General features: G+C 64.5%; 15 protein-coding genes. 8 read left to right on the top strand and 7 right to left on the bottom strand.

Annotated features, from left to right (window positions below; translation table 11 throughout):
- The first annotated feature begins 4 nt into the window (after positions 1-4).
- From ABID59_RS19775 to ABID59_RS19760, 4 genes are all read left to right on the top strand, one after another.
- A complete protein-coding gene (locus ABID59_RS19775; RefSeq protein ID WP_354084455.1) occupies positions 5-1,402 on the top strand; it encodes a TolC family outer membrane protein in 1,398 nt (465 codons plus the stop codon).
- Positions 1,403-1,718: 316 nt separating this feature from the next.
- Complete coding sequence (locus ABID59_RS19770) at positions 1,719-1,898, top strand: P-loop NTPase family protein (protein ID WP_354084454.1); 180 nt, start codon at positions 1,719-1,721, stop codon at positions 1,896-1,898.
- A 42-nt stretch (positions 1,899-1,940) separates the two neighbouring features.
- On the top strand, positions 1,941-2,852 hold the full coding sequence (locus tag ABID59_RS19765) for an amidohydrolase family protein (RefSeq protein ID WP_354084453.1): 912 nt from the start codon (positions 1,941-1,943) through the stop codon (positions 2,850-2,852).
- A gap of 200 nt (positions 2,853-3,052) precedes the next feature.
- Complete coding sequence (locus ABID59_RS19760) at positions 3,053-3,682, top strand: LysE family translocator (RefSeq protein WP_354084452.1); 630 nt, start codon at positions 3,053-3,055, stop codon at positions 3,680-3,682.
- Positions 3,683-3,690: 8 nt separating this feature from the next.
- Here ABID59_RS19760 and ABID59_RS19755 read toward each other — a convergent pair whose 3' ends face one another.
- The 3 genes from ABID59_RS19755 to ABID59_RS19745 all read right to left on the bottom strand — a co-directional run bounded on the left by ABID59_RS19755 (position 3,691) and on the right by ABID59_RS19745 (position 9,646).
- Entirely contained in the window at positions 3,691-6,807 is a 3,117-nt protein-coding gene (locus tag ABID59_RS19755; RefSeq protein WP_148752066.1) for an efflux RND transporter permease subunit, read from the bottom strand.
- A gap of 33 nt (positions 6,808-6,840) precedes the next feature.
- A complete protein-coding gene (locus ABID59_RS19750; protein ID WP_354084451.1) occupies positions 6,841-8,085 on the bottom strand; it encodes an efflux RND transporter periplasmic adaptor subunit in 1,245 nt (414 codons plus the stop codon).
- A 145-nt stretch (positions 8,086-8,230) separates the two neighbouring features.
- The gene (locus tag ABID59_RS19745) at positions 8,231-9,646 is read right to left on the bottom strand and encodes a CoA transferase (RefSeq protein WP_354084450.1); all 1,416 of its coding nucleotides are present in this window, start codon (positions 9,644-9,646) and stop codon (positions 8,231-8,233) included.
- 53 nt (positions 9,647-9,699) lie between these two features.
- Between ABID59_RS19745 and ABID59_RS19740 the strand changes: the two genes are divergently transcribed.
- Positions 9,700-9,987, top strand: coding sequence for a hypothetical protein (locus tag ABID59_RS19740; RefSeq protein WP_148752069.1), 288 nt, complete (start codon positions 9,700-9,702; stop codon positions 9,985-9,987).
- Positions 9,988-10,143: 156 nt separating this feature from the next.
- Here the strand turns inward: ABID59_RS19740 and ABID59_RS19735 are convergent, their stop codons facing one another.
- The 3 genes from ABID59_RS19735 to ABID59_RS19725 are packed head-to-tail and all read right to left on the bottom strand — an operon-like array spanning position 10,144 to position 15,813.
- A complete protein-coding gene (locus ABID59_RS19735; RefSeq protein WP_354084449.1) occupies positions 10,144-13,524 on the bottom strand; it encodes an error-prone DNA polymerase in 3,381 nt (1,126 codons plus the stop codon).
- Complete coding sequence (locus tag ABID59_RS19730) at positions 13,521-15,110, bottom strand: Y-family DNA polymerase (RefSeq protein WP_354084448.1); 1,590 nt, start codon at positions 15,108-15,110, stop codon at positions 13,521-13,523. Before ABID59_RS19730 ends, ABID59_RS19735 begins: the two co-directional genes overlap by 4 nt.
- Positions 15,010-15,813 carry an ImuA family protein gene (locus ABID59_RS19725; RefSeq protein ID WP_354031857.1) on the bottom strand — a complete coding sequence of 268 codons (804 nt, stop codon included), beginning with the start codon at positions 15,811-15,813 and terminating at the stop codon, positions 15,010-15,012. Before ABID59_RS19725 ends, ABID59_RS19730 begins: the two co-directional genes overlap by 101 nt.
- Positions 15,814-15,975: 162 nt before the next feature.
- On the opposite strand from ABID59_RS19725, the gene ABID59_RS19720 reads away from it, so the two are divergent.
- From ABID59_RS19720 to ABID59_RS19710, 3 genes are all read left to right on the top strand, one after another.
- Entirely contained in the window at positions 15,976-17,211 is a 1,236-nt protein-coding gene (locus ABID59_RS19720; protein ID WP_354084447.1) for a putative DNA modification/repair radical SAM protein, read from the top strand.
- Positions 17,211-18,653, top strand: a complete 1,443-nt coding sequence (locus tag ABID59_RS19715) for a UdgX family uracil-DNA binding protein (protein WP_354084446.1) — start codon at positions 17,211-17,213, stop codon at positions 18,651-18,653. Before ABID59_RS19720 ends, ABID59_RS19715 begins: the two co-directional genes overlap by 1 nt.
- Positions 18,654-18,752: 99 nt before the next feature.
- Positions 18,753-20,375 (top strand): inorganic phosphate transporter, encoded by a 1,623-nt coding sequence (locus tag ABID59_RS19710; protein ID WP_354084445.1) that lies wholly within the window; start codon positions 18,753-18,755, stop codon positions 20,373-20,375.
- A gap of 74 nt (positions 20,376-20,449) precedes the next feature.
- Here ABID59_RS19710 and ABID59_RS19705 read toward each other — a convergent pair whose 3' ends face one another.
- A complete protein-coding gene (locus ABID59_RS19705; protein ID WP_354084444.1) occupies positions 20,450-21,622 on the bottom strand; it encodes a M20 aminoacylase family protein in 1,173 nt (390 codons plus the stop codon).
- Positions 21,623-21,756: the final 134 nt, after the last annotated feature.

Here is a 21,756-nt window from a genome sequence, read left to right as displayed (position 1 = left end):
CGTGATGACGCGGCGTCGATCGGGCGTGGGTCCTGTCCTCGCGACGTGGACCACGGTGGCGCTCTGTTGCGCCATGCCCGCCGCGGCCTGCGCGGAGGCCCTGCCGGAGGCGCTGGTCAAGGCCTACCAGACCAATCCGCAACTCAACGCCGAGCGCGCACGGCAGCGCGCCACCGACGAAAACGTGCCGCAGGCGCTGGCAGGCTATCGGCCGCAGATCGTGGCGAGCCTCAGCGCCGGCCTGCAGGCCGTGCGCAACCTGCTTCCGGACAACACCATCCAGACCGCGACGCTAAAACCCTGGACCATCGGGGTCACGGTGTCGCAGACCCTGTTCAACGGCTTCCGCACCGCCAACAGCGTACGGGTCGCGGAACTTCAGGTGCAGTCCGGCCGCGAGGCGCTGCGCAATGTCGGTCAGGGCGTGCTGCTCGACGCCGTCACCGCCTACACCAACGTGTTGGCGAACCAGTCGCTGGTCGAGGCGCAACGCTCCAACGTCGCCTTCCTGCGCGAGACGCTCTCCATCACCCAGCGCCGCCTCAATGCCGGCGACGTCACCCCGACCGACAGCGCCCAGGCCGAGGCGCGCCTCAATCGCGGCCTTGCCGATCTCAATGCCGCCGAGGTCGCACTCGCGGTGAGCCAGGCGACCTATTCCCAGGTGATCGGCAATGCGCCTTCGGCGCTTCGCCCCGCCGAAGTGGTCGATCGCTATCTGCCGAAGAGCCGCGAGGATTCGATCGCGATGGCGATCCGCGAGCATCCGGCGGTGATGGCCGCGGGCTTCGACGTCGACGTCGCCTCGACCAATATCCGCGTCGCCGAAGGCGCGCTGCTGCCGAGCGCCAGCCTCCAGGGCAGCGTCAGCCGCAGCCGCGACGCCGACCCGACGCTCGGCACCTTCGCCACCGACCAGGCCTCGATCGTCGCCAACGTCACCGCCCCGATCTATGACGGCGGCCAGGCGGCCTCGCAGACCCGGCAGGCCAAGGAAGTGACGGCACAGAGCCGGCTCGTGCTCGACCAGATGCGCAACCAGGCGCGCACGGCGGCCGTCAGCGCCTGGGTCACCAATGAAGGCGCCAAGATCGCGGTCTCGGCCTCGGAGTCCGAGGTGAAGGCCGCAACCGTCGCCCTCCAGGGCGTGCAGCGCGAGGCCGCCGGCGGACAGCGCACCACGGTCGATGTGCTGAACTCGCAGGCCGATCTGATCCAGGCCAGAGCCCGCCTGATCAGTGCGCTGCGCGACCGCGTCATCGCCTCCTACACCCTGCTCAGCGCCGTCGGCCATCTCGACGTCAAGACGCTGAGCCTGAACACGCCCGACTATCTGCCCGAGATGCACTACCACCAGGTCCGCGACGCCTGGCAAGGGCTGCGCACGCCGTCGGGGCAGTAATCCATTATCCGGGTGAGCGCCGCGCTGGGCATGCTGGCGGTGGCCGGCTTCGGCCTGCCGCTTTGGCGGCCACCTTTAAAAATGTCGAAAACAACCCCATGCACAGTAGCCGATGAAGTCGCGCGCGAGGATTGCGGATTTTACGAATTTTATTTGACGCGTCGGGCAAAACAGGGGCACAATGTCATCCTCGCAATGTCTGGATTTGTAGCGCCGTTGCGAAACCCGTCGACGTAGGCGTGGCCTAATCACTTCCTGTCGAGAGAGGTGATAGCATCGGACGTCGTTGGACTCGTAGCCATGACCTCAAAACCGCATGACCTCAAAACCGCCCATCGACCTGCTGGCCACAGTTGCGCGCTTCGGCCGCAACCTCGCAAAAGATGAGGCGTGGCTCGCGCGTCTAACCTCCCCTGTGGTCCGCGTCGACGGTGCGCGGCCGATTGCGGAGCTGGTCGAGCAGCTATGCGCCGAAATGGCTCGACTGCCCGGCTGATGTGATATCGTTCCGAGCGCCTTCCTCGCCGCCGGAGCAGCCATGACCGACAAAAAGTACGCGCGCGCAGCGCAACCCGCGACGCCGATCAACTTCGACGTGCCGGCGCATGCGTGCGATTGTCACACCCATATCCACGGCGATGTCGAAAAGTTTCCTTTCTTTGCCGGGCGCGTCTATACGCCAGGGCCAGCAAGCCCGGAAGAAATGGCAGCGCTGCACAAGGCGCTCCATATCGAGCGCGTCGTGATCGTCACGCCGAGCGTCTACGGCACCGACAATTCCTCCAGCCTGTTCGGAATCAAGGCGCGCGGCGCGACCGCACGCGGAGTGGCCGTGATCGACGACAAGACCACGGAAGCTCAGCTCGACACGATGCATGCGAACGGCTTTCGCGGCATCCGCATCAATCTTGCCACCGACGGCGTCAACAATCCCGATGTCGGCCGCACCCGCCTCACCGCCGCCATCGAGCGCATGAAAGCGCGCGGCTGGCACGTGCAGCTCTACACCACGCTGGCGATGATCTCGGCGATCAGGGATCTCGTGCTGGCCTCACCGGTGCCCGCGGTGTTCGACCACTTTGGCGGCCTCGAGGCCTCGCTCGGACTGGAGCAGCCCGGATTTGCGGACCTCGTCGCACTCGTCACATCGGGCAAGACGTACGTGAAGATTTCGGGCGCCTATCGCTCGTCGAACCTCGCGCCCGACTATCAGGACATGATGCCCTATGCGCACGCACTGATCGCCGCAAACCCGGACCGCATCGTCTGGGGCACCGACTGGCCACATCCGGATTCGGCTCAAGTCGAGGGCCGCAAGACTTGCGACCTCGCACCGTTCCACCAGATCGACGACGGCCGCCTGCTCAACCAGCTTCCGGTATGGGCACCGGATGCGGATGTGCGCAGGAAGATCCTGGTCGACAATCCGGCGCGGCTGTACGGTTTCTGAGTCGCGACACGCGCAATTAGGTTCAATGAAGTGCGACGCAGCTCCATGTCGAGTGGCGGAACTCTGTCGCACGAGTGCAACGAGATTGGATTCACACGAACGTGTTCGTGGTTCCTTTCGCTTTTCACCCTTTCGGTTGAGGCACGGGCCCTCGCATCCGGGTACGCACACGCACTGATTTCATTTGTTCGTGCGGGTGCATGCTTTTATCGCATTATCTTGCCGCGCTTTTGTCCGGCATCGGAATTGGTTTCACCGTCGCCGCCCCCATCGGGCCAATGGGCATGCTGTGCATTCAGCGCACATTGGAGTCGGGCATCGCCACAGGCCTCGCCACCGGCTTCGGCGCGGCGACTGTGCATCTCACCTACAGCGCCTTCGCAGTTTTGGGATTAGGCGCGCTTGCACAGCCCTGGGTCGAGGCGAATGCTGTTGTCTTCGGCATCGTCTCGGCACTCACGCTGCTGTGGTTCGCGCTCCGCACGCACCGGTGCTCCATCGTGCTCCAGGACGCCGGTGAGATCGACAGAGTGCATCTCGCTCGCGCCTATCTCAGCGCCATCGCGCTCGGGCTGACCAATCCATTGACGGTCATCCTGTTTCTCGCAGCGTTGCACGCATTCTCCACGCAGGCCGCAGCCGCACCGCTGATCGCGGGTGTCTTCGTCGGCTCGGCGGTCTGGTGGATGATCCTCAGCACGATCGTCGCAACCGCGCGCTCGCGGCTGACGCCGCGGATGCTGTCATTGAGCAGCCGGTTCGCCAGCCTGGTGCTGCTCGGGCTCGGGACCTTGATGCTGCTGCGGATCGCGCAGCGCGCGTTGGGCTAGCTCGCGCGTCAGCGCGCGCGACGGGAGAAGAAGGAGATCAGCACCGGCAGCGTCACCAGGATCACGACCGGTGCCAGCATCATGCCGGTGACGACCACGACCGCGAGCGGCTTCTGCACCTGCGAGCCGATGCCCGCCGACAGCGCAGCCGGTAGCAGGCCGACGCCGGCGACCACGCAGGTCATCAACACCGGGCGGAGCTGGAGCTCGCCGGTGCGGATCACTGCGCTGACGCGGTCCATGCCTTCATCGATCAATTGGTTGAACTGCGAGAGGATAATGATGCCATCCATCACCGCGATGCCGAACAGGGCGATGAACCCGATCGCCGCCGAGACGCTGAAGGCGGTGCCGGTGATCAGCAGACCGAGCACGCCGCCGAAGATCGCCATCGGGATCACGCTCATGGCGAGCAAGGTATCGGTCATCGAGCCGAAATTGAACCAGAGCAGGATGCCGATCAGCGCCAGCGAGATCGGCACCACGATCGACAGCCGCCGGATCGCGTCCTGGAGATTGCCGAACTCGCCGACCCATTCCATGTGCGAGGCAGGCGGCAGCTGAACCTGGTCAGCGATCTTCTGCTGCGCCTCGCGGATGGCGCTGCCGAGGTCGCGCTCGCGTACCGAGAACTTGATCGGCAGGTAGCGTTCCTGCTGCTCGCGATAGATGTAGGCGGCGCCGGAGACGAGGCTGATGTTGGCGACCTCGCTCAAAGGGATTTGTGTCACGGAGCCGTTCGGCCCGGGCGCGCCGATCCGTATGTTCTGGATCGCCTCGGCGCTGCGGCGGTACTCCGGCGCAAGGCGAACGATGATCGGGAAGTGACGGTCGGAGCCCGGCTCGTAGATATCGCCCGCGGTGTCGCCGCCGATCGCGACCTTGATGGTAGCGTTGATGTCGCCGGGGGCGAGCCCGTAGCGCGCGGCCTTGGCGCGGTCGATGTCGATCTGCACGGTCGGCTGCCCGAGCGAGGTGAAGACCGCGAGGTCGGTGACCCCCTGCACGGTCGCCAGCACCGACTTGATCTTGTTGGCGGTGTCGGTCAGCGCCTGGAGATCGCTGCCGAACAGCTTGATCGAGTTCTCGCCCTTCACGCCGGAAACGGCTTCCGAGACGTTGTCCTGGAGATATTGCGAGAAGTTGAACTCGACGCCGGGGAAGCGGTCGTCGAGCTGCTTGAGCAGCTGCGCGGTCAGCTCTTCCTTGTCATGCGTGCCGGGCCACTGGTCTACAGGCTTCAGCGGCGCGAAGAACTCGGCGTTGAAGAAGCCCGCGGCGTCGGTGCCGTCGTCGGGACGGCCGTGCTGTGACACCACGGATTCGACCTCGGGCCGGGCGCGGATCAGCTTGCGCATCTCGTTGACGTAGGAGTTGCCTTCCTGCAGCGAGATGGTCGGCGGCAGCGTGGCGCGGATCCAGAGGTTGCCCTCTTCGAGCTTGGGCAGGAATTCGAGGCCGAGCAGCCGGCCGAGCGCAACCGTCATCAGCACGAGGCCGACCGAGGCGCCGAGCATGATGCTGCGGTTGGCGACGGCCCAATTCAAAACCGGCATGTAGATCCGGTGCAGGATCTGCATCACCCTGGTCTCGGTCTCCTCGACATGCGCCGGCAGGATGATCGCGGACAGCGCAGGCGTCACGGTGAAGGTCGCCAGCAGGCCGCCGGCGAGCGCGTAGGCATAGGTGCGCGCCATCGGCCCGAATATGTTGCCCTCGACGCCTGACAGCGTGAACAGCGGCAGGAAGGCCGCGATGATGATCGCAGCGGCAAAGAAGATCGAGCGCGAGACGTCGGCCGCGGCGCTGAGGATAGCGTGGCTCTTCATGCCGAACAGCGTGTCGGGCGACATCTGCTCGGATTCCGCCGGCGGCGTGGTCTGTGTCAGGCGGCGGAAGATCGCCTCCACCATGATGACGGTGGCATCCACGATCAGGCCGAAATCGATGGCACCGACCGACAGCAGGTTGGCCGATTCTCCGCGCAGCACCAGGATGATCACGGCGAAGAACAAGGCGAACGGAATCGTGGCGCCGACGATCAGCGCACTTCGCAGATCGCCGAGGAAGATCCACTGCAACAGCACGATCAGGAGGATGCCGACCACCATGTTGTGCAGCACGGTGTGGGTGGTGAGCTCGATCAGGTCGCCGCGGTCATAGATGCGCTCGATGCGGACGCCGGGCGGCAGGATACTGGACTCGTTGATGGTTTGAACGAGCTGGTGGACCCGCTTGATGGTTGGCGAGCTCTGCTCGCCGCGGCGCATCAGCACGATGCCCTGCACGATATCGTCGGAATCGTCGATGCCGGCGATGCCGAGACGCGGCTTCTGGCCGACGGTGACGGTGGCGACGTCCTTCACCAGCACCGGATTGCCGTTGGTCTGGGCGATCATGGTGTTGGCGAGGTCGTCGATGGAGCGGATCAGGCCGACGCCGCGGACCACGGCCGACTGCTGGCCGATATTGACGGTGTTGCCGCCGACATTGACGTTCGAATTGCTGACCGCCTGGAGCAGCTGCGGCAGCGTCAGGCCGTTGGCGACGAGCTTGTTGTTGTCGACCTGGAGCTCATAGGTCTTGCTCTTGCCGCCCCACCCGGTGACGTCGATCACGCCGGGCACGGCGCGGAAGCGACGCTGGAGGATCCAGTCCTGAATGGTCTTGAGGTCGAGCACGCTGTAGTTCGGCGGGCCGACCAGCCGATAACGGAAGATTTCGCCGATCGGGCTCAGCGGCGAGATCTGCGGCTGCACGTTGCCCGGCAACGGCGCGAGTTGCGCCAGGCGGTTCAAGACCTGCTGCAACGCCTCGTCATAGGTGTAGGCGAAGGAGAACTGCAGCTTGACGTCGGAAAGGCCGTAGAGCGAGATGGTGCGGATGGTCGTGAGGTTCTTCAGGCCCGCGACCTGGGTCTCGATCGGGATCGTGATGTAGCGCTCGATCTCTTCCGCCGACAGGCCCGGGCTCTGCGTGACGATGTCGACCATCGGCGGGGTCGGATCGGGATAGGCCTCGATGTTGAGCTGATTGAACGCAATCAGGCCGCCGATGAGCACGGCGACAAACATGCCGACCATCAGGAAGCGCCGGTTGACGGCTAGGGCGACGAGACGGTCCATTCAGGTTTTTCGCAGTTTCTTGGGGCTCGTCGATCAGCTACCGGACGCCGCGCGGTCGATGAACAGGCTGCCTTTGACGACGACATGTTCGCCGGGCTTCAGGTTGCTGGTCACCTCGACGAGGTTGCCGTTGATGAGGCCGGTCTTGATCTGGCGGAGCTCGACCGACTTGTCCTCGCGCGCGACCCAGATGCGGACCTGGTCGCCTTCGTAGATCAGCGCCTGCTTCGGCACCGCAGGCGCCCCGCGGTCGCCGGCCGAATAGATCGTGACGTTGGCGAACATTTCCGGCTTGAGCAGACCATCCTTGTTGTCGATGGTGGCGCGGACCAGCAGGCGGCGGGTACTGGGATCGATCGCGGCGGCGACGTAGTTGATCTTGGCGGTCAGCGGACGGCCCGGCAGCGCCATCACGTTGACGCTGATGTCCTGCCCGACGCTGACGGAGGCGGCGTCGCTTTCACGCACGAAGGCGGTGAGCCAGACCGTCGAGAGATCGCCGATCACGAAGACCGGATCGCTGGCACCGGAATTGACATATTGCCCAGGACCGATCTTGCGCTGCACGACCGTGCCCGAGATCGGCGCATAGATCGTGATTTCCGGATTGATGGTGCTCTTGGTCTGGAACGCCTTGATCGTCTCGTCGGTGAAACCGAGTATCCGCAGCTTGTTGTTTGCAGCCTCCAGCGCCGTCACCGAGGAGCGCATATCGTTCTGCGCCTGGACCTGGGTCGCTTCCGCCTGCTGATAATCCTTGAGTGGAATGGCGCGGCCTTCGTAGAGATCCTTGGCGCGCCGGTACTGGATGTCGGCAAGCTCGAGCGCCGACTTCGCCTTGTTCTGCGACGTCATCGCCGCGATGAAATCGTTCTGGGCCTGCACGGTGTCGGCGGCCTCGATTGTGAACAGCGGTTGACCTTGGGTCACGCTCTCGCCGGGCTTGGCGAGCAGCTTGGTCACCCGGCCCGCATAAGGCGAGAACACCGGCGTCGAACGGTCTTCGTCGACCGCGACTTTGCCTTCGGTGACATACTCGGCGCGGAAGCTTTTGGCATTGACCGGCTCGATCGTCAGCGTCGCCCATTCCGACGGTGTCGGCGTGAAGTTCTGCGCATTCCGGCGCGACTGGCTGGAGACTTCGGAATGGCTCTTGTCCTTGGCGCCCGCATAGAGAAAGCCGTAGGCCCCGGCCCCGGCAAGCGCCAGTAAAACTACGGATGTAATCACCCGTCGTTTTGTAAGCACCTGCAATCGCTTGGTATTTTCAACTACCATGGGGCCCGGTCAAGTCTGCGACGATCTCGGCAAACGACTGCCTCATCGGTCGCGCTAATAGTGCCGAATTGAGATTTCAAACAACCTAAAAAACGCAGGGCGTCCTTTGGTTCGCGTTAAAAATTTGCGACGCGTCAGCTTCACGTCAGCTTCGCGCCGGCCATTGCGGCGGATGGCTGCCGAGCGCCATGGCCGGACGGCTCCATCGCGCCGGCGTCCGCGACAGCACCGCCGAATGGCGCACCGCCGTCAACATGCCGAAGCCAGATGACACTGTCTCCATGAACGTTGCATGTACAGCCTCACCCGTAAGATCCGGGGTGTTAAGACCACCTTCGAAACGGCCGAGATTCCAAAGCCAGCGTCCGGTCTGCGCCAGCGACACGCGCACGTGCCAGCTGCCGCCTTCACGGGCCTGGCGCGCCCTCGCCATCATCGCGCCGAATGCCATCAGATAGCCGGTGGCGTGGTCGAGCATCTGCGCCGGCAATTCCTTGGGACCGTTGATGCCGGCGGCCTTGCCTTCCGCGTCGTTGAAGCCGGTCGTGGTCTGCACCAGCGAATCGAAGCCGCGCCGCTCGGCCCATGGGCCGGCATGGCCGTAAGCCGACAGCGTGACGTAGACGATGCCGGGATTGATCTCCGCGGCCTGCTCCGGCGAAAAGCCGAGGGCTGCGAGCGCGCGCGGGCGATAGCCTTGCGAGAAGATGTCGGCCTCCTTCAACAGCGCGCGCAGCTGCGCCTGGCCCGCCTCGCTCTTCAGCTCGATGAAGGTGGTGAGCTTGCCGCGGCCGGTGTCGATGGTGAGCCAGGGAATGGCAGGCAGCTCCGGCCCTGAGACGAGCAACACGTCCGCACCGTGCGCGGCAAGCGTGCGGCCGGCGACGGGACCGGCGATGACGCGGGAGAGATCGAGCACGCGAAGACCCGAGAGCGGGCGATCGCCTTTGGGCCACGGCTCTTTAGACCAAGATTTTGGAGAGGCGTCGCCGATCTTCTCGATCGAGATCAGCGGCAATTGCGCGAGCGCACGTGCTTGCGGCAGCGCCGACCATTCATCGTAAGAGCGCATCAGAGCGACGACCCCGCCGGCGGCATAGGTCGCGGCTTCAAAATCCTCGCCCTTCCATTGCATCAGCGCGGCTTGCACCTTCTCGCGCTCGGGCACACAGCCAAGCACCTTGCAGACGGCGTCGCGGTGATGCCTGAAATTGGTGTGGCAGCGAACGAAGCGGCTATCGCCGGTCTTGTGGACGCCGGCGATGGCATCCCAGGCCGGTGGCGGCGGCTTGTCGTCGAGGCGCAGATAACGCTCGGAACGGCATTCGACGACGGCGTGACGCATGTCGACGGCGACATCCTGCGCCTCGCCGCCGCGCATCCGCCAGATTTCAGCAGCGGCAAGGCCGGCAGCGGCAATCGTCGTTTGTCCGGCAACGGCAACGCGAAACGAGGATGGGATCTGCGGCTCTTCGCCGGTCAGCCGTACGCGCGCGAGCGCAGCCTTGTCGCCGTCGGCGGAGGCCCAGATGTCGCTGAGAATGTCGGCAGGGCTTTGCATGACCGCTTCTCTCCCTTAGCTTTGCGACTTCCATTAGCACACAAAGGAATGCAATGGCTGCCATCGATCCCCTCACCGCGGGCGCCGTGTTCATCGCAACGGCGGCCACCGACGCAGTCTATGTGATGTTCACCTCGGCCGTGATCGCGCGCAAGCGCGTCCCGGCGGCGAACTGGAGCGCGGTCTGGTACCTGCTCTCCTCCTACGCCGTGATCAGCTACACCGAGAACGCCTTCTATGTCGCTTTCGCGGCGATGGGTTCCTGGGCCGGCGCCTACGCCTCGCTGACCTTCCTGCACCGCCCGCCCGGCGGCCCGCCGGTGGGAGCGGCGCCGGAGTGAGGGGCGTGCTGTTTCCGCCGTCGTTGCGAGCGAAGCGAAGCAATCCTCTATCCTCGTCATTGCGAGCGCAGCGAAGCAATCCAGAATCCCTCCGCGGAAAGACTGGATTGCTTCGCTACGCTCGCAATGACGGGTGTGGCGGCCCCCCACCACTCCTCAATGGAAATCCCGCGACGGCGGCAGGATGCGGACGTTGCGGGGGTGGCGGATTTTTTGCGCCGGCATGTCCGCGTGGTCGCGGCGGTCGTCATTGAGCGGCTCGATCAGGTCGGCGCCTGCCGGGACCGGATGCTTGCGGCTCAGGGCATCGTTGGCAAGACCGACCAGATCGTGCGAGCGGTCGATCATGCGCTGCGCGATCAGATGCGTCACCTTCTCGGGGCTGCTCTGGATATAGCCTTCGACCAGGATGAGGCGCGCGCCCATCACCTCCTTGCGGTACTGCTCCATGATCTTGGGCCACACCACGACATTGGCGATACCGGTTTCGTCCTCCAGCGTCATGAACACGACGCCACTGGCGCTGCCGGGCCGCTGCCGCACCAGCACCACGCCGGCGCAGCGGACGCGGCGTCGCTCGTTCTCATGGCTGATCTCCTTGCAGGCGACGATCCGCTCGCGCGAAAATGTCTCGCGCAAAAATTCCATCGGATGGCCTTTGAGTGACAACCGAATGGTCTGATAGTCGGCGACGACCTGTTCGGGACGCGGCATCACCGGCAACGGCTTGGCCTGCTCGTCCGGCTGCTCGCGCGCGGTGGCTGCCTCGAACAGCGGCAGCGCCACATCGTCGGGCAGCCGTCGCACCTGCCACAGTGCCTCGCGGCGGTCGAGCCCGAGCGAGCGGAATGCATCAGCATCCGCCAGCAGGATCAGGGCGCGCTTGGGCAGGCCGGTGTCGCGGGCAAAATCTTCGAGCGAGGTGAACCGTTGGCGGTCGCGAGCCTTGATGATGCGGTCGGCCCAGTCTTCCTGAGTGACATAGACCTTGCCCTGCCGCTTCGCTTGCTCCGCTTTGAGGAATTCCTCATCCGGATCGAGCCAGTGAAAGCCGTCGATCTGGCGGAAGCCGAGGCGAACGGCACAATATCTGTCGTCCGTGCTCTCCAGCGTGTTCTGCGCAAAGCTGTAGGACACGTCGATCTCGCGCACCTCGACGCCGTTCTTGCGGGCATCGCCGACGATCTGCGCCGGCGCGTAAAAGCCCATCGGCTGCGAGTTCAGAAGCCCGCAGCAGAAGGCGTCGGGGTGATGATACTTCAGCCATGACGAGATATAGACGAGCTGGGCAAAGCTCGCGGCATGGCTCTCCGGGAAACCGTAGGAGCCGAAGCCCTTGATCTGGTCAAAACAGCTTCTGGCGAAGTTTGCATCATAGCCGCGCGCGACCATGTTGCCGATCAGCTTCTCCTCGTATTGGCCGATGGTGCCGACATTGCGAAAGGTCGCCATCGAGCGGCGCAGGCCATTGGCTTCCTCGGGGGTGAATTTCGCCGCCTCGATCGCAATACGCATCGCCTGTTCCTGGAACAGGGGCACGCCCTTCGTCTTGTGCAGCACCTTGTAGAGCTCGTCCGCGGGACCATGCTCAGGCGATGGCGAGGGATAGATCACCTTCTCCAACCCGTTCCGCCGGCGCAGATACGGATGCACCATGTCTCCCTGGATCGGACCCGGGCGCACGATCGCGACCTCGATGACGAGATCGTAGAAGGTCCGCGGCTTCAGGCGCGGCAACATGTTCATCTGCGCGCGGCTCTCGACCTGGAACACGCCGAGCGACTCGCCAGCACACAGCATGTCGTAAACCTTGGGATCGTCCTGCGGAACGGTCGCCAGAACCCAGCGCTCGCCCTTATGCTGATCGATCAGGTCAAAACACTTCCGGATGCAGGTCAGCATGCCCAGCGCGAGCACGTCGACCTTCATCATGTTGAGCGCGTCGACGTCGTCCTTGTCCCATTCGATGAAAGTACGGTCGTCCATCGCGGCGTTGCCGATCGGCACATAGGTGTCGAGCCGGTCCTGCGTCAGCACATAGCCGCCGACATGCTGGGAGAGATGACGCGGGAATTCGATCAGCTCGGTCGCAAGCTCGACCGCGAGATTGATCATGGGATTTTGCGGATCGAGCCCGGCCTGCCTGACCTGCATGTCGTTGAGGCCCTTGCCCCAGCTGCCCCAGACGGTGTCGGCGAGCGCGGCCGTGACGTCCTCGGTCAGCCCCAGCGCCTTGCCGACATCGCGGATGGCGCTGCGCGGGCGGTAATGAATGACGGTGGCGATGATCGCGGCGCGGTGGCGGCCGTAGCGGCGATAGACATATTGCATCACCTCCTCGCGCCGCGAATGCTCGAAATCGACGTCGATATCCGGCGGCTCCAGCCGCTCCTTGGAGATGAAGCGCTCGAACAGCAGATCGACCTTGGTCGGATCGACCGAGGTGATGCCGAGCACGTAGCACACCGCCGAATTCGCCGCCGAGCCCCGCCCCTGGCACAGGATGTTCTGGCTGCGCGCGTAATGAACGATGTCATGCACGGTGAGGAAGTAATGCGCGTATTTCAGCTCGGCGATCAGCGCGAGCTCCTTGTGCAAGGTCGCGCGCAGCTTTGCGTCGACATTGTCGATCCCGCCAAAGTATTTATCGACGCCTGCCCAGGTCAGATCCTCCAGATGCCCCTGCGCGGTCTTGCCCGGCGGCACCGGCTCGTCCGGATATTGATATTTGAGCTGGTCGAGCGAGAAGTCGATCTTGTCGGCAAAGCGCATGGTCTCCGCAATCGCCTCGGGGAAATCGCGGAACAGCCGCGCCATCTCGCGAGGCGTCTTCAGAAAGCGCTCGGCGTTGGCTTCCAGCTTGCGTCCGACCGCCTCGATCGTGGTCTTTTCCCGGATGCAGGTCAGCACGTCCTGAAGCGGCCGGCGGCCGGGATCATGATAGAGCACCTCGTTGGTCGCGAGCAGCGGCACCCTTGCTTTGGCTGCGAGATCGTCGAGCCGCGCCAGACGGCGACGGTCGTCGCCGCGATAGACCAGGCTCGCGGCCAGCCACACGCCTTCGGCGCGGCTGGCCTCGAGCCTTGAAAGCACATCCAGCGCTTTCGCATCATCAAACCGATGCGGCAGCGTCAGGACCAGGAGCTGGCCTTCAGAAAACTCCAGAAGATCGGCGAAGCTGAGATGGCATTCGCCCTTCTCGATTCGCGTGATGTCGTCGCCACGCTTGCCTCTGGTGAGGAGTTGGCACAGCCGGCCATAGGCGGCACGGTCGCGCGGATAGACAAAAATGTCGGGCGTATCGTCGATGAAGACGATGCGCGCACCGATCAGGAGCTTTGGCTTGTGTAGCACCGTGTCATTGTCGAGCTCATTCCAGGCCCGTACCACGCCGGCCAGCGTGTTGTGATCGGCAATGCCGATCACGGGAATGCCGAGCTTGCTGGCCTGATGCACATAGGCGCGCGGATCCGAGCCGCCGCGCAGGAAGGAGAAGTTTGTGGTGATGCCGATCTCGGCATAAGCTGATGTCGTCATGCGAAGAGACCGTGCACGTACCAGCCGGGAGAAGCGGGCTTGCCGTCGGCGTCGAACACCTCCCCCTCGTAAAGACCATCGCGAAAAATCCAGAAGCGCAGGCCTTCGGCATCCTCGATGCGGAAATAATCCCGCGTCAGCTGCTTGCCGTCCTGCCGCCACCATTCCATGGCGATGCGCTCGGGTCCTTCCACCCGCACCACCGCATGTTTTGCGCGCCGCCAGGTGAATTGATGCGGCGGGCCATCAGGCACGGTCGCGAACGGCACTGTGACCGGCTCCGGCTTGTCGAACAGGCGCAAGGGGCGCAGCGGCGGCTCGCTCTCGGCGCGCGCCGGCCATTCGGCCTGCATAGCGGCGGCGAGATGATGCTGCGCGGGCGCGGCCAGCACCGCACTTTCAGGGATATGGGTGTCCTGCGGCAGGTGCACGACGACGCGTTTTCCGCCGATACGCGCGGCGATGCGGTCGATCAGCGCGGCGAGCTCGTCATTGTCATGGACATTGGCGTCGAGATCGCGCTGCTCCTGCACCACGATCTCGGTGCGGCTCGCCGACAGCCGCACCATGTCGAAGCCGAAGCCGGGATCGAGGGGATCGGCAAGCGCATCGAGCCGCTCGCGGAACAGCCGGTCTATGACGGCACTTCGCGTCACGGGACGCCCGGTCTCGACCATGATCGCGCGCACCACGCCGTCGGTGCGGAAGAACGCGGCCTCTAATCGGCGCGCGCCCTTGCCCTGCTTTTCCATGGAAGCGATCAGCGTATCGGCCAGCCGCGACAGCGTCATCGCGATCATGGTGTCGGTCGCGATCGGCTCGGCAAAGCGTTTTTCCACGATGTAGTCGGGCAGCGGTTTTCGCGGGCTGATCGGCGCATCGCCCTGCCCCAGCGCATGCGCGAGCAGCGTGGAGAACCGCGCGCCGAACCGCGCCGTGATTTCGCTCGGCGTGCGCGAGGCGACATCGCCGATCGTCTTCAGCCCGGCCCGGCGCAGGCCGGTGGTGATGGCCTCGTCCGCACCGAGCGCGGACACCGGAAACCGGTCGATCGCCGCCGCCTCCCCGCCATTGGCAACAATAACGCCAGGCGTCTGCCGCGTCAGCGTGCGCGCGCAGACCGAGGTGCTGGCGATCGCGGCGCCGACGGCAAAGCCCTGGCGCGCCAGCGCACGGACCAGCGTCTGCAACAATGCAGCCTCGCCACCGAACAGATGCGCACAGCCGGTGATGTCGAGGAACAGCCCGTGCGGCGGATCGAGCGCCACCAGCGGCGTGAAGCGGTCGCACCAGTCGGCGATATCGCTCAACGCCTTTGCATCGGCCACGACATCGGCGTCGAACACTTTCAGGTCCGGACACATCGCTCGCGCATTCGCCAGCGGCTGGCCGATGTACAGACCGAGCCGCTCGGCCGCCTCGTCCAGCGCATGGATCACCAGCGCATTGTTATCCTTGATGACGACAATGCTGGGCTCAGGATTATTACCCAACCCGCCGTTGAAGAACCGCTGGATCCGGTCGATGGGCAGGCGCGGCAGCCACAGGCTGAGAATACGCCGACGGTTCAGAGAACTGGCACTCATCACACTTCCATTCCATGATCCACCGGCCACACGGGCCATGACGATTGCGCAACAGCTCAACATCGAAGCGCGGCGCGCCCCAGGCACTCCAAAGCGCCGCAGGCATTGAAGCCGCGCCCGGCGGCGAATGCGCCGCGCGCAGCATCCATCGTGTTTCCGCCGTCGAGGGCAGCGGCTGTGCCGCCATCCGCAACAAGAGGCCGGTGACGCCGGAGGATTGTGCGGCCAGCGTCAGCTTGCGGCTCGCCACGAGATCGAACTGCCTGGTCTCGCCCCAGAGCTCGAGCACGACGGCGCCGAGCGCATCGCAGGCGAGCGCATCGGCCGAGGTGCGCAGCGCGCTCTCCACGTCGGCCGCGCGCACCATCACCACGCGGCGCGGATCGAGGCCGAGCTCGGCGAGCCCGCACATCGACAACGCGCCGGTTTCAAGTTCCGAGAAATCCTGCCGCACCCACAGCAGCGGCCGACGCACCGTGACGCGGCCCGCAAGCCCGGTGATAAAGCCCGTCGCGGCCGCGCCCTGACGCCCCTCGCAAAACACCTCGTGGATCGCCGCGCGTGCGAGCCCGCCTTTCAAGGCGTGGTCGACCTCGCCGTGGCCGAGCGCGACGCGGTCGTGATGATGCACGACCTCCGCCGTCTCGATCCGTTCGATCTGGCTGCGCAAGGTCGCAAGCGCGCTCATGCGTGCGCCGCTCATGCTCGCCGCTCCTTCAGAGGTGATTGCCGATGACTCTCAAAAAGAGAACCAGCGGCTGGCTCATTTGTTCATGATATGTTCTAATATAAAGCTAACGGCGCGCGAAGAGTCAATCGAATTGCGCTCGATCAGATTCATGAGCTGAATCAAAGGGATTCCGGGATGGACGTACAACGCAAGCTGGAGATCCTGGCGGATGCAGCCAAGTACGACGCCTCCTGTGCCTCCAGCGGCACCGAAAAGCGGGATTCCAGCGACGGCAAGGGCATGGGCTCGACCGCGCCGGGCATGGGCATCTGCCATTCCTACGCGCCGGACGGACGTTGCATCTCGCTGCTCAAGGTGCTGCTCACCAACGCCTGCAATTACGACTGTCTCTATTGCGTCAATCGCGCTTCCTCCAACGTGCCGCGCGCTCGCTTCACCATCGACGAGGTGGTCAAGCTGACGCTGGACTTCTACCGGCGCAATTACATCGAAGGACTGTTTCTCTCCTCCGGCATCATTCGCAGTCCCGACTACACCATGGAGCAGGTGGTCAGCGTCGCGCGAAAACTGCGCGAGGAGCATCACTTCCGCGGCTACATCCATCTCAAGACCATTCCGGAGGCCGACGACGCGCTGATCGCGGAAGCCGGCAGATATGCCGATCGTCTCTCCATCAATATCGAGATGCCTGAGGAGACCAGCCTGCAACAATTCGCGCCCGAGAAGGACGTGCGTGCGATCCGCCGCACCATGGGCCGGCTGCGGCTGAAACTGGACGAAGCCGAGGACAACCGCAGCACCAAGACGAAGGCCAAGCCGCAGCGCTTCGCGCCGGCAGGACAAAGCACGCAGATGATCGTCGGCGCCGATGGCGCGAACGATCACACCATCCTCCACACCAGCGCCAATCTCTACGGCTCTTACCGGCTGCGGCGCGTCTATTACTCCGCCTTCAGCCCGATCCCCGACGCCAGCCGCGCGTTGCCCCTGCGCGCGCCGCCGCTGCTGCGCGAGCACCGGCTCTACCAGGCCGACTGGCTGATGCGCTTCTACGGTTTTGACGTCGGCGAGATCGTCGACGACAGCGCGATGCTGCCGCTCGACATCGATCCCAAGCTCGCCTGGGCGCTGCGCCACCGCGACCGCTTTCCACTCGACATCAATCGCGCCAGCCGCGAGGAGCTGTTGCGCGTACCGGGCTTCGGCACCAAGGCGGTCGAGCGCATCATCGCCACACGGCGCACCACCACGATCCGTCTCTCCGATCTCGCGCGGCTGCACGTGCCCCGCAACAAGGTGCTGCCGTTCATCGTGCTCAGCGATCACCGGCCCGCGCCGCACCGCCTCGACGAGGCGCGGCTGATCGAACGGTTCAAGCCGAAAGCAACGCAACTGGGGTTTGGCTTCTGATGCAGTACATCATCCTCGACACCGAAACCGATTTCGAAAGCTGGCGCAAAGCCGCCCGCACGCTCGTGCTTCATCATGTGAAGCCCACCGAAGTCACATGGGCCGTGCAAGGCGGCGAAGCCGAGTTGTTCGCACCGCCCGCGCCGTCTCCGATCCTCGAGGTGAACGACGGCACCTTCAGCGTGTCGGCAAAATTCGTCGACCTCGCCCAGGCCGCCATCCTGCATCGCGATCCGCAGCGCTTTGCGATCCTCTATCGCCTGCTCTGGCGATTGAGAGACAACCACGATCTCATCGAGGTCGCGACCGATCCTGACATCGCGTTAGCTACGGCAATGGCAAGAGCGGTCCATCGCGACGAGCACAAGATGCATGCCTTCGTGCGCTTCCGCGAGATCGGCCGCGAACGTGCCGCGCATTACGTCGCCTGGTTCGAGCCGGAGCATTATATCGTCGAGCTCGCCGCGCCGTTCTTCGCCAAGCGCTTTGCCGACATGCCGTGGTCGATCCTGACGCCCGATCTCTGCGCGCATTGGGACGGCCACGCGCTTTCGTTCACGCCGGGCGTGAGCAAGAGCGAGGCGCCGGGCGAAGACCGGCTGGAGGAAACCTGGCGGCGCTACTACGCCAGCATCTTTAACCCGGCGCGGTTGAAGGTGAAGGCGATGCAGACGGAGATGCCGAAGAAATACTGGAGGAACCTGCCCGAGGCCTCGATCATTAAGCCTCTGATCGAGGACGCCGAACGCATGACCGGCGCCATGATCGCCAACGCCGCAACCGATCCGCACAAGCCTCAGAAACGGCCGGAGGCTCCGATGACACGTAAGACTGTCACCAACGATCTCGAGGCGCTTCGCGAGGAAGCCGCCCATTGCCGCGCCTGCCCGCTCTACAAGGACGCGACGCAGACCGTGTTCGGCGAGGGACCGCAGAACGCCACCATCATGCTGGTCGGCGAGCAGCCCGGCGACAAGGAAGACCTCGCCGGCCACCCCTTCGTCGGCCCGGCCGGCCAGATGCTCGACCGCGCGCTCGCGGAAGCCGGCGTCGATCGCAAGAAGGTCTATGTCACCAACGCGGTGAAGCACTTCAAATTTGTGCCGCGCGGAAAGATCCGCCTGCACCAGAAGCCTGCGACGCCGGAGATCAAAGCTTGCCGGCAATGGTATGAGCGGGAAGTTTCGGCAATCCAGCCCGATCTCATCGTGGCGATGGGCGCCACCGCCGCACAAAGCGTGTTCGGCAAGATCACGCCCATCGGCAAGAACCGCGGCCGGCTCATAGACCTCCCCGACGGACGCAAGGCTCTGGTGACGGTGCATCCGTCCTATCTGCTGCGGCTACCCGATCCGGAAGCGAAGGTGCTGGAATATCAGCGCTTTGTCGAAGACCTCACGATTGCTGCCAGCTTGCAGAAGAAGTCCGCGCACGCCGCCTGAGCGTGGATAAATTCCATCATTTCAACTGCCTGTCCGCCATTTCAACCGCCTGTCACATGCCGCGCGCAAAATCGGGGCCTTGGGACAGGAGAATTTCCAATGAGTGACGTTGCTTTGCCAGGCTCCATCGAGCCGGCCTTGAGTAAGGGGCCAGACCTTAATCGCGGATTCCATCCGCTCACCGGCGTAATCTATATGGGAGTGATCGCCGCCGCACTGCTCTTCGTCGCCTACAGCATCTGGGTCGACGTCGACGCTGCCGGCGCGCAGGTCAAGACCTTTGCTCCCTTCCTCCTGCTGTTCGTCGCGCTTCTGATCGCACTCGGCTTCGAGTTCGTGAACGGCTTCCACGACACCGCCAACGCGGTCGCGACCGTGATCTACACCCGCTCGCTGCCCGCCCACGTCGCCGTGGTGTGGTCCGGCATGTTCAACCTGTTCGGCGTGCTGCTCTCCTCGGGCGCAGTCGCGTTCGGCATCGTCTCGCTGCTGCCGGTCGAACTGATCCTCCAGGTCGGCTCCAGCGCCGGCTTTGCGATGGTGTTCGCGCTGTTGATCTCCGCCATCATCTGGAATGTCGGCACCTGGTATTTCGGCCTGCCGGCCTCGAGCTCGCACACCCTGATCGGCTCGATCATGGGCGTCGGCATCATGAACGCGCTCCTGCACGGCCGCAGCGGCACCTCGGGCGTCGACTGGTCCCAGGCCACCAATATCGGCAAGGCGCTGCTGCTGTCGCCGCTGTTCGGCTTCGCGCTGGCCGCGGGCCTGCTGCTGATCCTGCGCTCCGCGCTGCTGCGCGCCACGCCCGCTCTGTTCGGCGAGCCGAAGGGCGACCAGCCGCCGCCGCTGTGGATCCGCGGCATCCTGATCCTCACCTGCACGCTGGTGAGCTTCTTCCACGGCTCCAATGACGGTCAGAAGGGCATGGGCCTGATCATGCTGATCCTGATCGGCACCGTGCCAACCGCCTACGCGCTCAACCGCGCGCTGCCGGAGAGCCAGATCGCCGCGTTCAGCCAGAACTCGGACGCCGCCAGCAAGATCATCGAAGGCAAGGCCGCCGGCTACAGCGTGATCGGCAATCCGCGGCCCGCCGTGACCAACTATGTTGCGCAGCATGAGGTCAACGGCGGCACGTTCCCGTCGCTCGCCGTGCTCGTGCGCGACATCGCCAAGCAGGTGACCACCTACGGCTCGCTCGCCAAGGTGCCGGCCGACCTCGTCGGCAACACCCGCAACGACATGTACCTCGTCTCGGAAGCACTGCGATTCCTGATGAAGGACAAGGAAGCCGAGCTCAGCACCAGCGACGTCGCCGTGCTCAACGCCTACAAGGGCTCGCTCGACAGCGCCACGAAGTTCATCCCCGGCTGGGTGAAGATCGCGGTCGCCATCGCGCTTGGCTTGGGCACCATGGTCGGCTGGAAGCGCATCGTCGTCACGGTCGGCGAGAAGATCGGCAAGACGCACCTGACCTACGCGCAAGGTGCCTGCGCCGAGATCACGGCGGCCGCCACCATCGCCGCCGCCGACATCTACGGCCTGCCGGTCTCGACCACCCACGTGCTGTCATCCGGCATCGCCGGCACCATGGCCGCCAACGGCTCCGGCCTGCAATGGTCCACGATCCGCAACATCGCCATGGCCTGGATTTTGACCCTGCCGGCCGCGATGATCATCTCGGGCACGTTGTACTATCTGTTCTCTCACCTCTTCTGAGAGACCATCGCTTACTTAACGTCAAAGGGCTCGTGCGATGCACGGGCCCTTTTCATTTCTGCCGGCGTCTTGGCTTACGACGCCGCGAGCTGTTCCTCGACCAGCTTGACCCAGTAGGAGGTACCGAACACGATCGCCTCGTCGTTGAAATTGTAGGCAGGGTGATGCAGGCCCGCGCTGTCGCCGTTGCCGCAGAAGATGAACGCGCCGGGGCGCGCTTCCAGCATGTAGGCAAAGTCCTCGCCGCCCATCAGCGGCGACATCTCGAGCACATTGGCATCGCCCGCGACCTGCTTGGCAATGCGCGACGCCACCTCGGTCTCCGCGACGTGATTGTTCACCACGGGATAATTGCGCTTGTAGTGCAGATCGATCTTGGCGCCGGTGATCTGGGCGACGCCCGCCACGACTTCGCGCACGCGCTTCTCGACCAGCTTGCGCACGTCCGGCGTCAGCGTGCGGATGGTGCCCCGCAGAGTAGCGGTTTGCGGGATGACGTTGCGGGCATTGCCGGCGTGGAATTCGCAGATCGAGATCACGGCCGATTCCAAGGGATCGACGCTGCGCGCGACGATCGACTGCAACGCCGTGATCAGCTGTGCACCGACCAGAACGGAATCCACGCATTTGTGCGGACGTGCGGCATGGCCGCCGAGACCCTCGATCATGAGGTCGACCTCGTCGGTCGCCGCCATGATCGGGCCCGGCCGGATCGCGAACGAGCCGATCGGAATGCCGGGGCCGTTGTGCATGCCGTAGACCTGCTCGATGCCGAAGCGCTCCATCATGCCGTCCTTCACCATGGCCGCGCCACCGGCGCCGCCTTCCTCGGCCGGCTGGAAGATCACGACGGCATCGCCGGCGAAGTTGCGGGTCTCGGCGAGATAGCGTGCGGCGCCGAGCAGCATCGCGGTGTGGCCGTCATGGCCGCAGGCGTGCATCTTGCCCGGAATCTTGGAGGCGTAAGGCAGGTTGGTCTGCTCATCGACAGGCAGCGCGTCCATGTCGGCCCGCATGCCGATCACCTTGAGCCCCTCGCCGGCCGGCTTGTTGCCCTTGATCACGCCCACCACGCCGGTCTGGCCGATGCCGGTCACGACCTCGTCGCAACCGAACTCGCGCAGGCGATCCGCGACGAATGCTGCGGTGCGGTGGACGTCATACAGCAGCTCGGGGTGCTGGTGGATGTCCCGCCGCCAGGCCTGGATATCGGATTGAAGGTCAGCGACGCGGTTCACGATGGGCATGGAGGATCTCGAGCTTTGTTGAAAATGCAGGCCTGTCTACCATGCAAGCACCAGTCCACCCAACCGTCAGGGATCGGGGCCTGGCCCTGCCCGCCCGGCATGGCCGGACTTGTCCCGATCGTCTCCGTCTGCCT

It is taken from the genome of Bradyrhizobium sp. S3.3.6 (assembly GCF_040546905.1).
Taxonomy (GTDB): Bacteria; Pseudomonadota; Alphaproteobacteria; order Rhizobiales; family Xanthobacteraceae; genus Bradyrhizobium; species Bradyrhizobium cytisi.
This window is presented reverse-complemented; position numbering and strand designations above follow the sequence as displayed.

Excerpts from the sequence above, each read along its gene's own strand:
- ABID59_RS19740 (WP_148752069.1), top strand. The coding sequence starts at position 9,700 with ATGGCTGCCATCGATCCCCTCACCGCGGGCGCCGTGTTCATCGCAACG.
- ABID59_RS19755 (WP_148752066.1), bottom strand. The coding sequence starts at position 6,807 with ATGGACCGTCTCGTCGCCCTAGCCGTCAACCGGCGCTTCCTGATGGTC.
- ABID59_RS19770 (WP_354084454.1), top strand. The coding sequence starts at position 1,719 with ATGACCTCAAAACCGCCCATCGACCTGCTGGCCACAGTTGCGCGCTTC.
- ABID59_RS19765 (WP_354084453.1), top strand. The coding sequence starts at position 1,941 with ATGACCGACAAAAAGTACGCGCGCGCAGCGCAACCCGCGACGCCGATC.
- ABID59_RS19735 (WP_354084449.1), bottom strand. The coding sequence starts at position 13,524 with ATGACGACATCAGCTTATGCCGAGATCGGCATCACCACAAACTTCTCC.
- ABID59_RS19715 (WP_354084446.1), top strand. The coding sequence starts at position 17,211 with ATGCAGTACATCATCCTCGACACCGAAACCGATTTCGAAAGCTGGCGC.
- ABID59_RS19710 (WP_354084445.1), top strand. The coding sequence starts at position 18,753 with ATGAGTGACGTTGCTTTGCCAGGCTCCATCGAGCCGGCCTTGAGTAAG.
- ABID59_RS19750 (WP_354084451.1), bottom strand. The coding sequence starts at position 8,085 with ATGGTAGTTGAAAATACCAAGCGATTGCAGGTGCTTACAAAACGACGG.
- ABID59_RS19745 (WP_354084450.1), bottom strand. The coding sequence starts at position 9,646 with ATGCAAAGCCCTGCCGACATTCTCAGCGACATCTGGGCCTCCGCCGAC.
- ABID59_RS19725 (WP_354031857.1), bottom strand. The coding sequence starts at position 15,813 with ATGAGCGGCGCACGCATGAGCGCGCTTGCGACCTTGCGCAGCCAGATC.
- ABID59_RS19760 (WP_354084452.1), top strand. The coding sequence starts at position 3,053 with ATGCTTTTATCGCATTATCTTGCCGCGCTTTTGTCCGGCATCGGAATT.
- ABID59_RS19775 (WP_354084455.1), top strand. The coding sequence starts at position 5 with ATGACGCGGCGTCGATCGGGCGTGGGTCCTGTCCTCGCGACGTGGACC.
- ABID59_RS19730 (WP_354084448.1), bottom strand. The coding sequence starts at position 15,110 with ATGAGTGCCAGTTCTCTGAACCGTCGGCGTATTCTCAGCCTGTGGCTG.
- ABID59_RS19720 (WP_354084447.1), top strand. The coding sequence starts at position 15,976 with ATGGACGTACAACGCAAGCTGGAGATCCTGGCGGATGCAGCCAAGTAC.
- ABID59_RS19705 (WP_354084444.1), bottom strand. The coding sequence starts at position 21,622 with ATGCCCATCGTGAACCGCGTCGCTGACCTTCAATCCGATATCCAGGCC.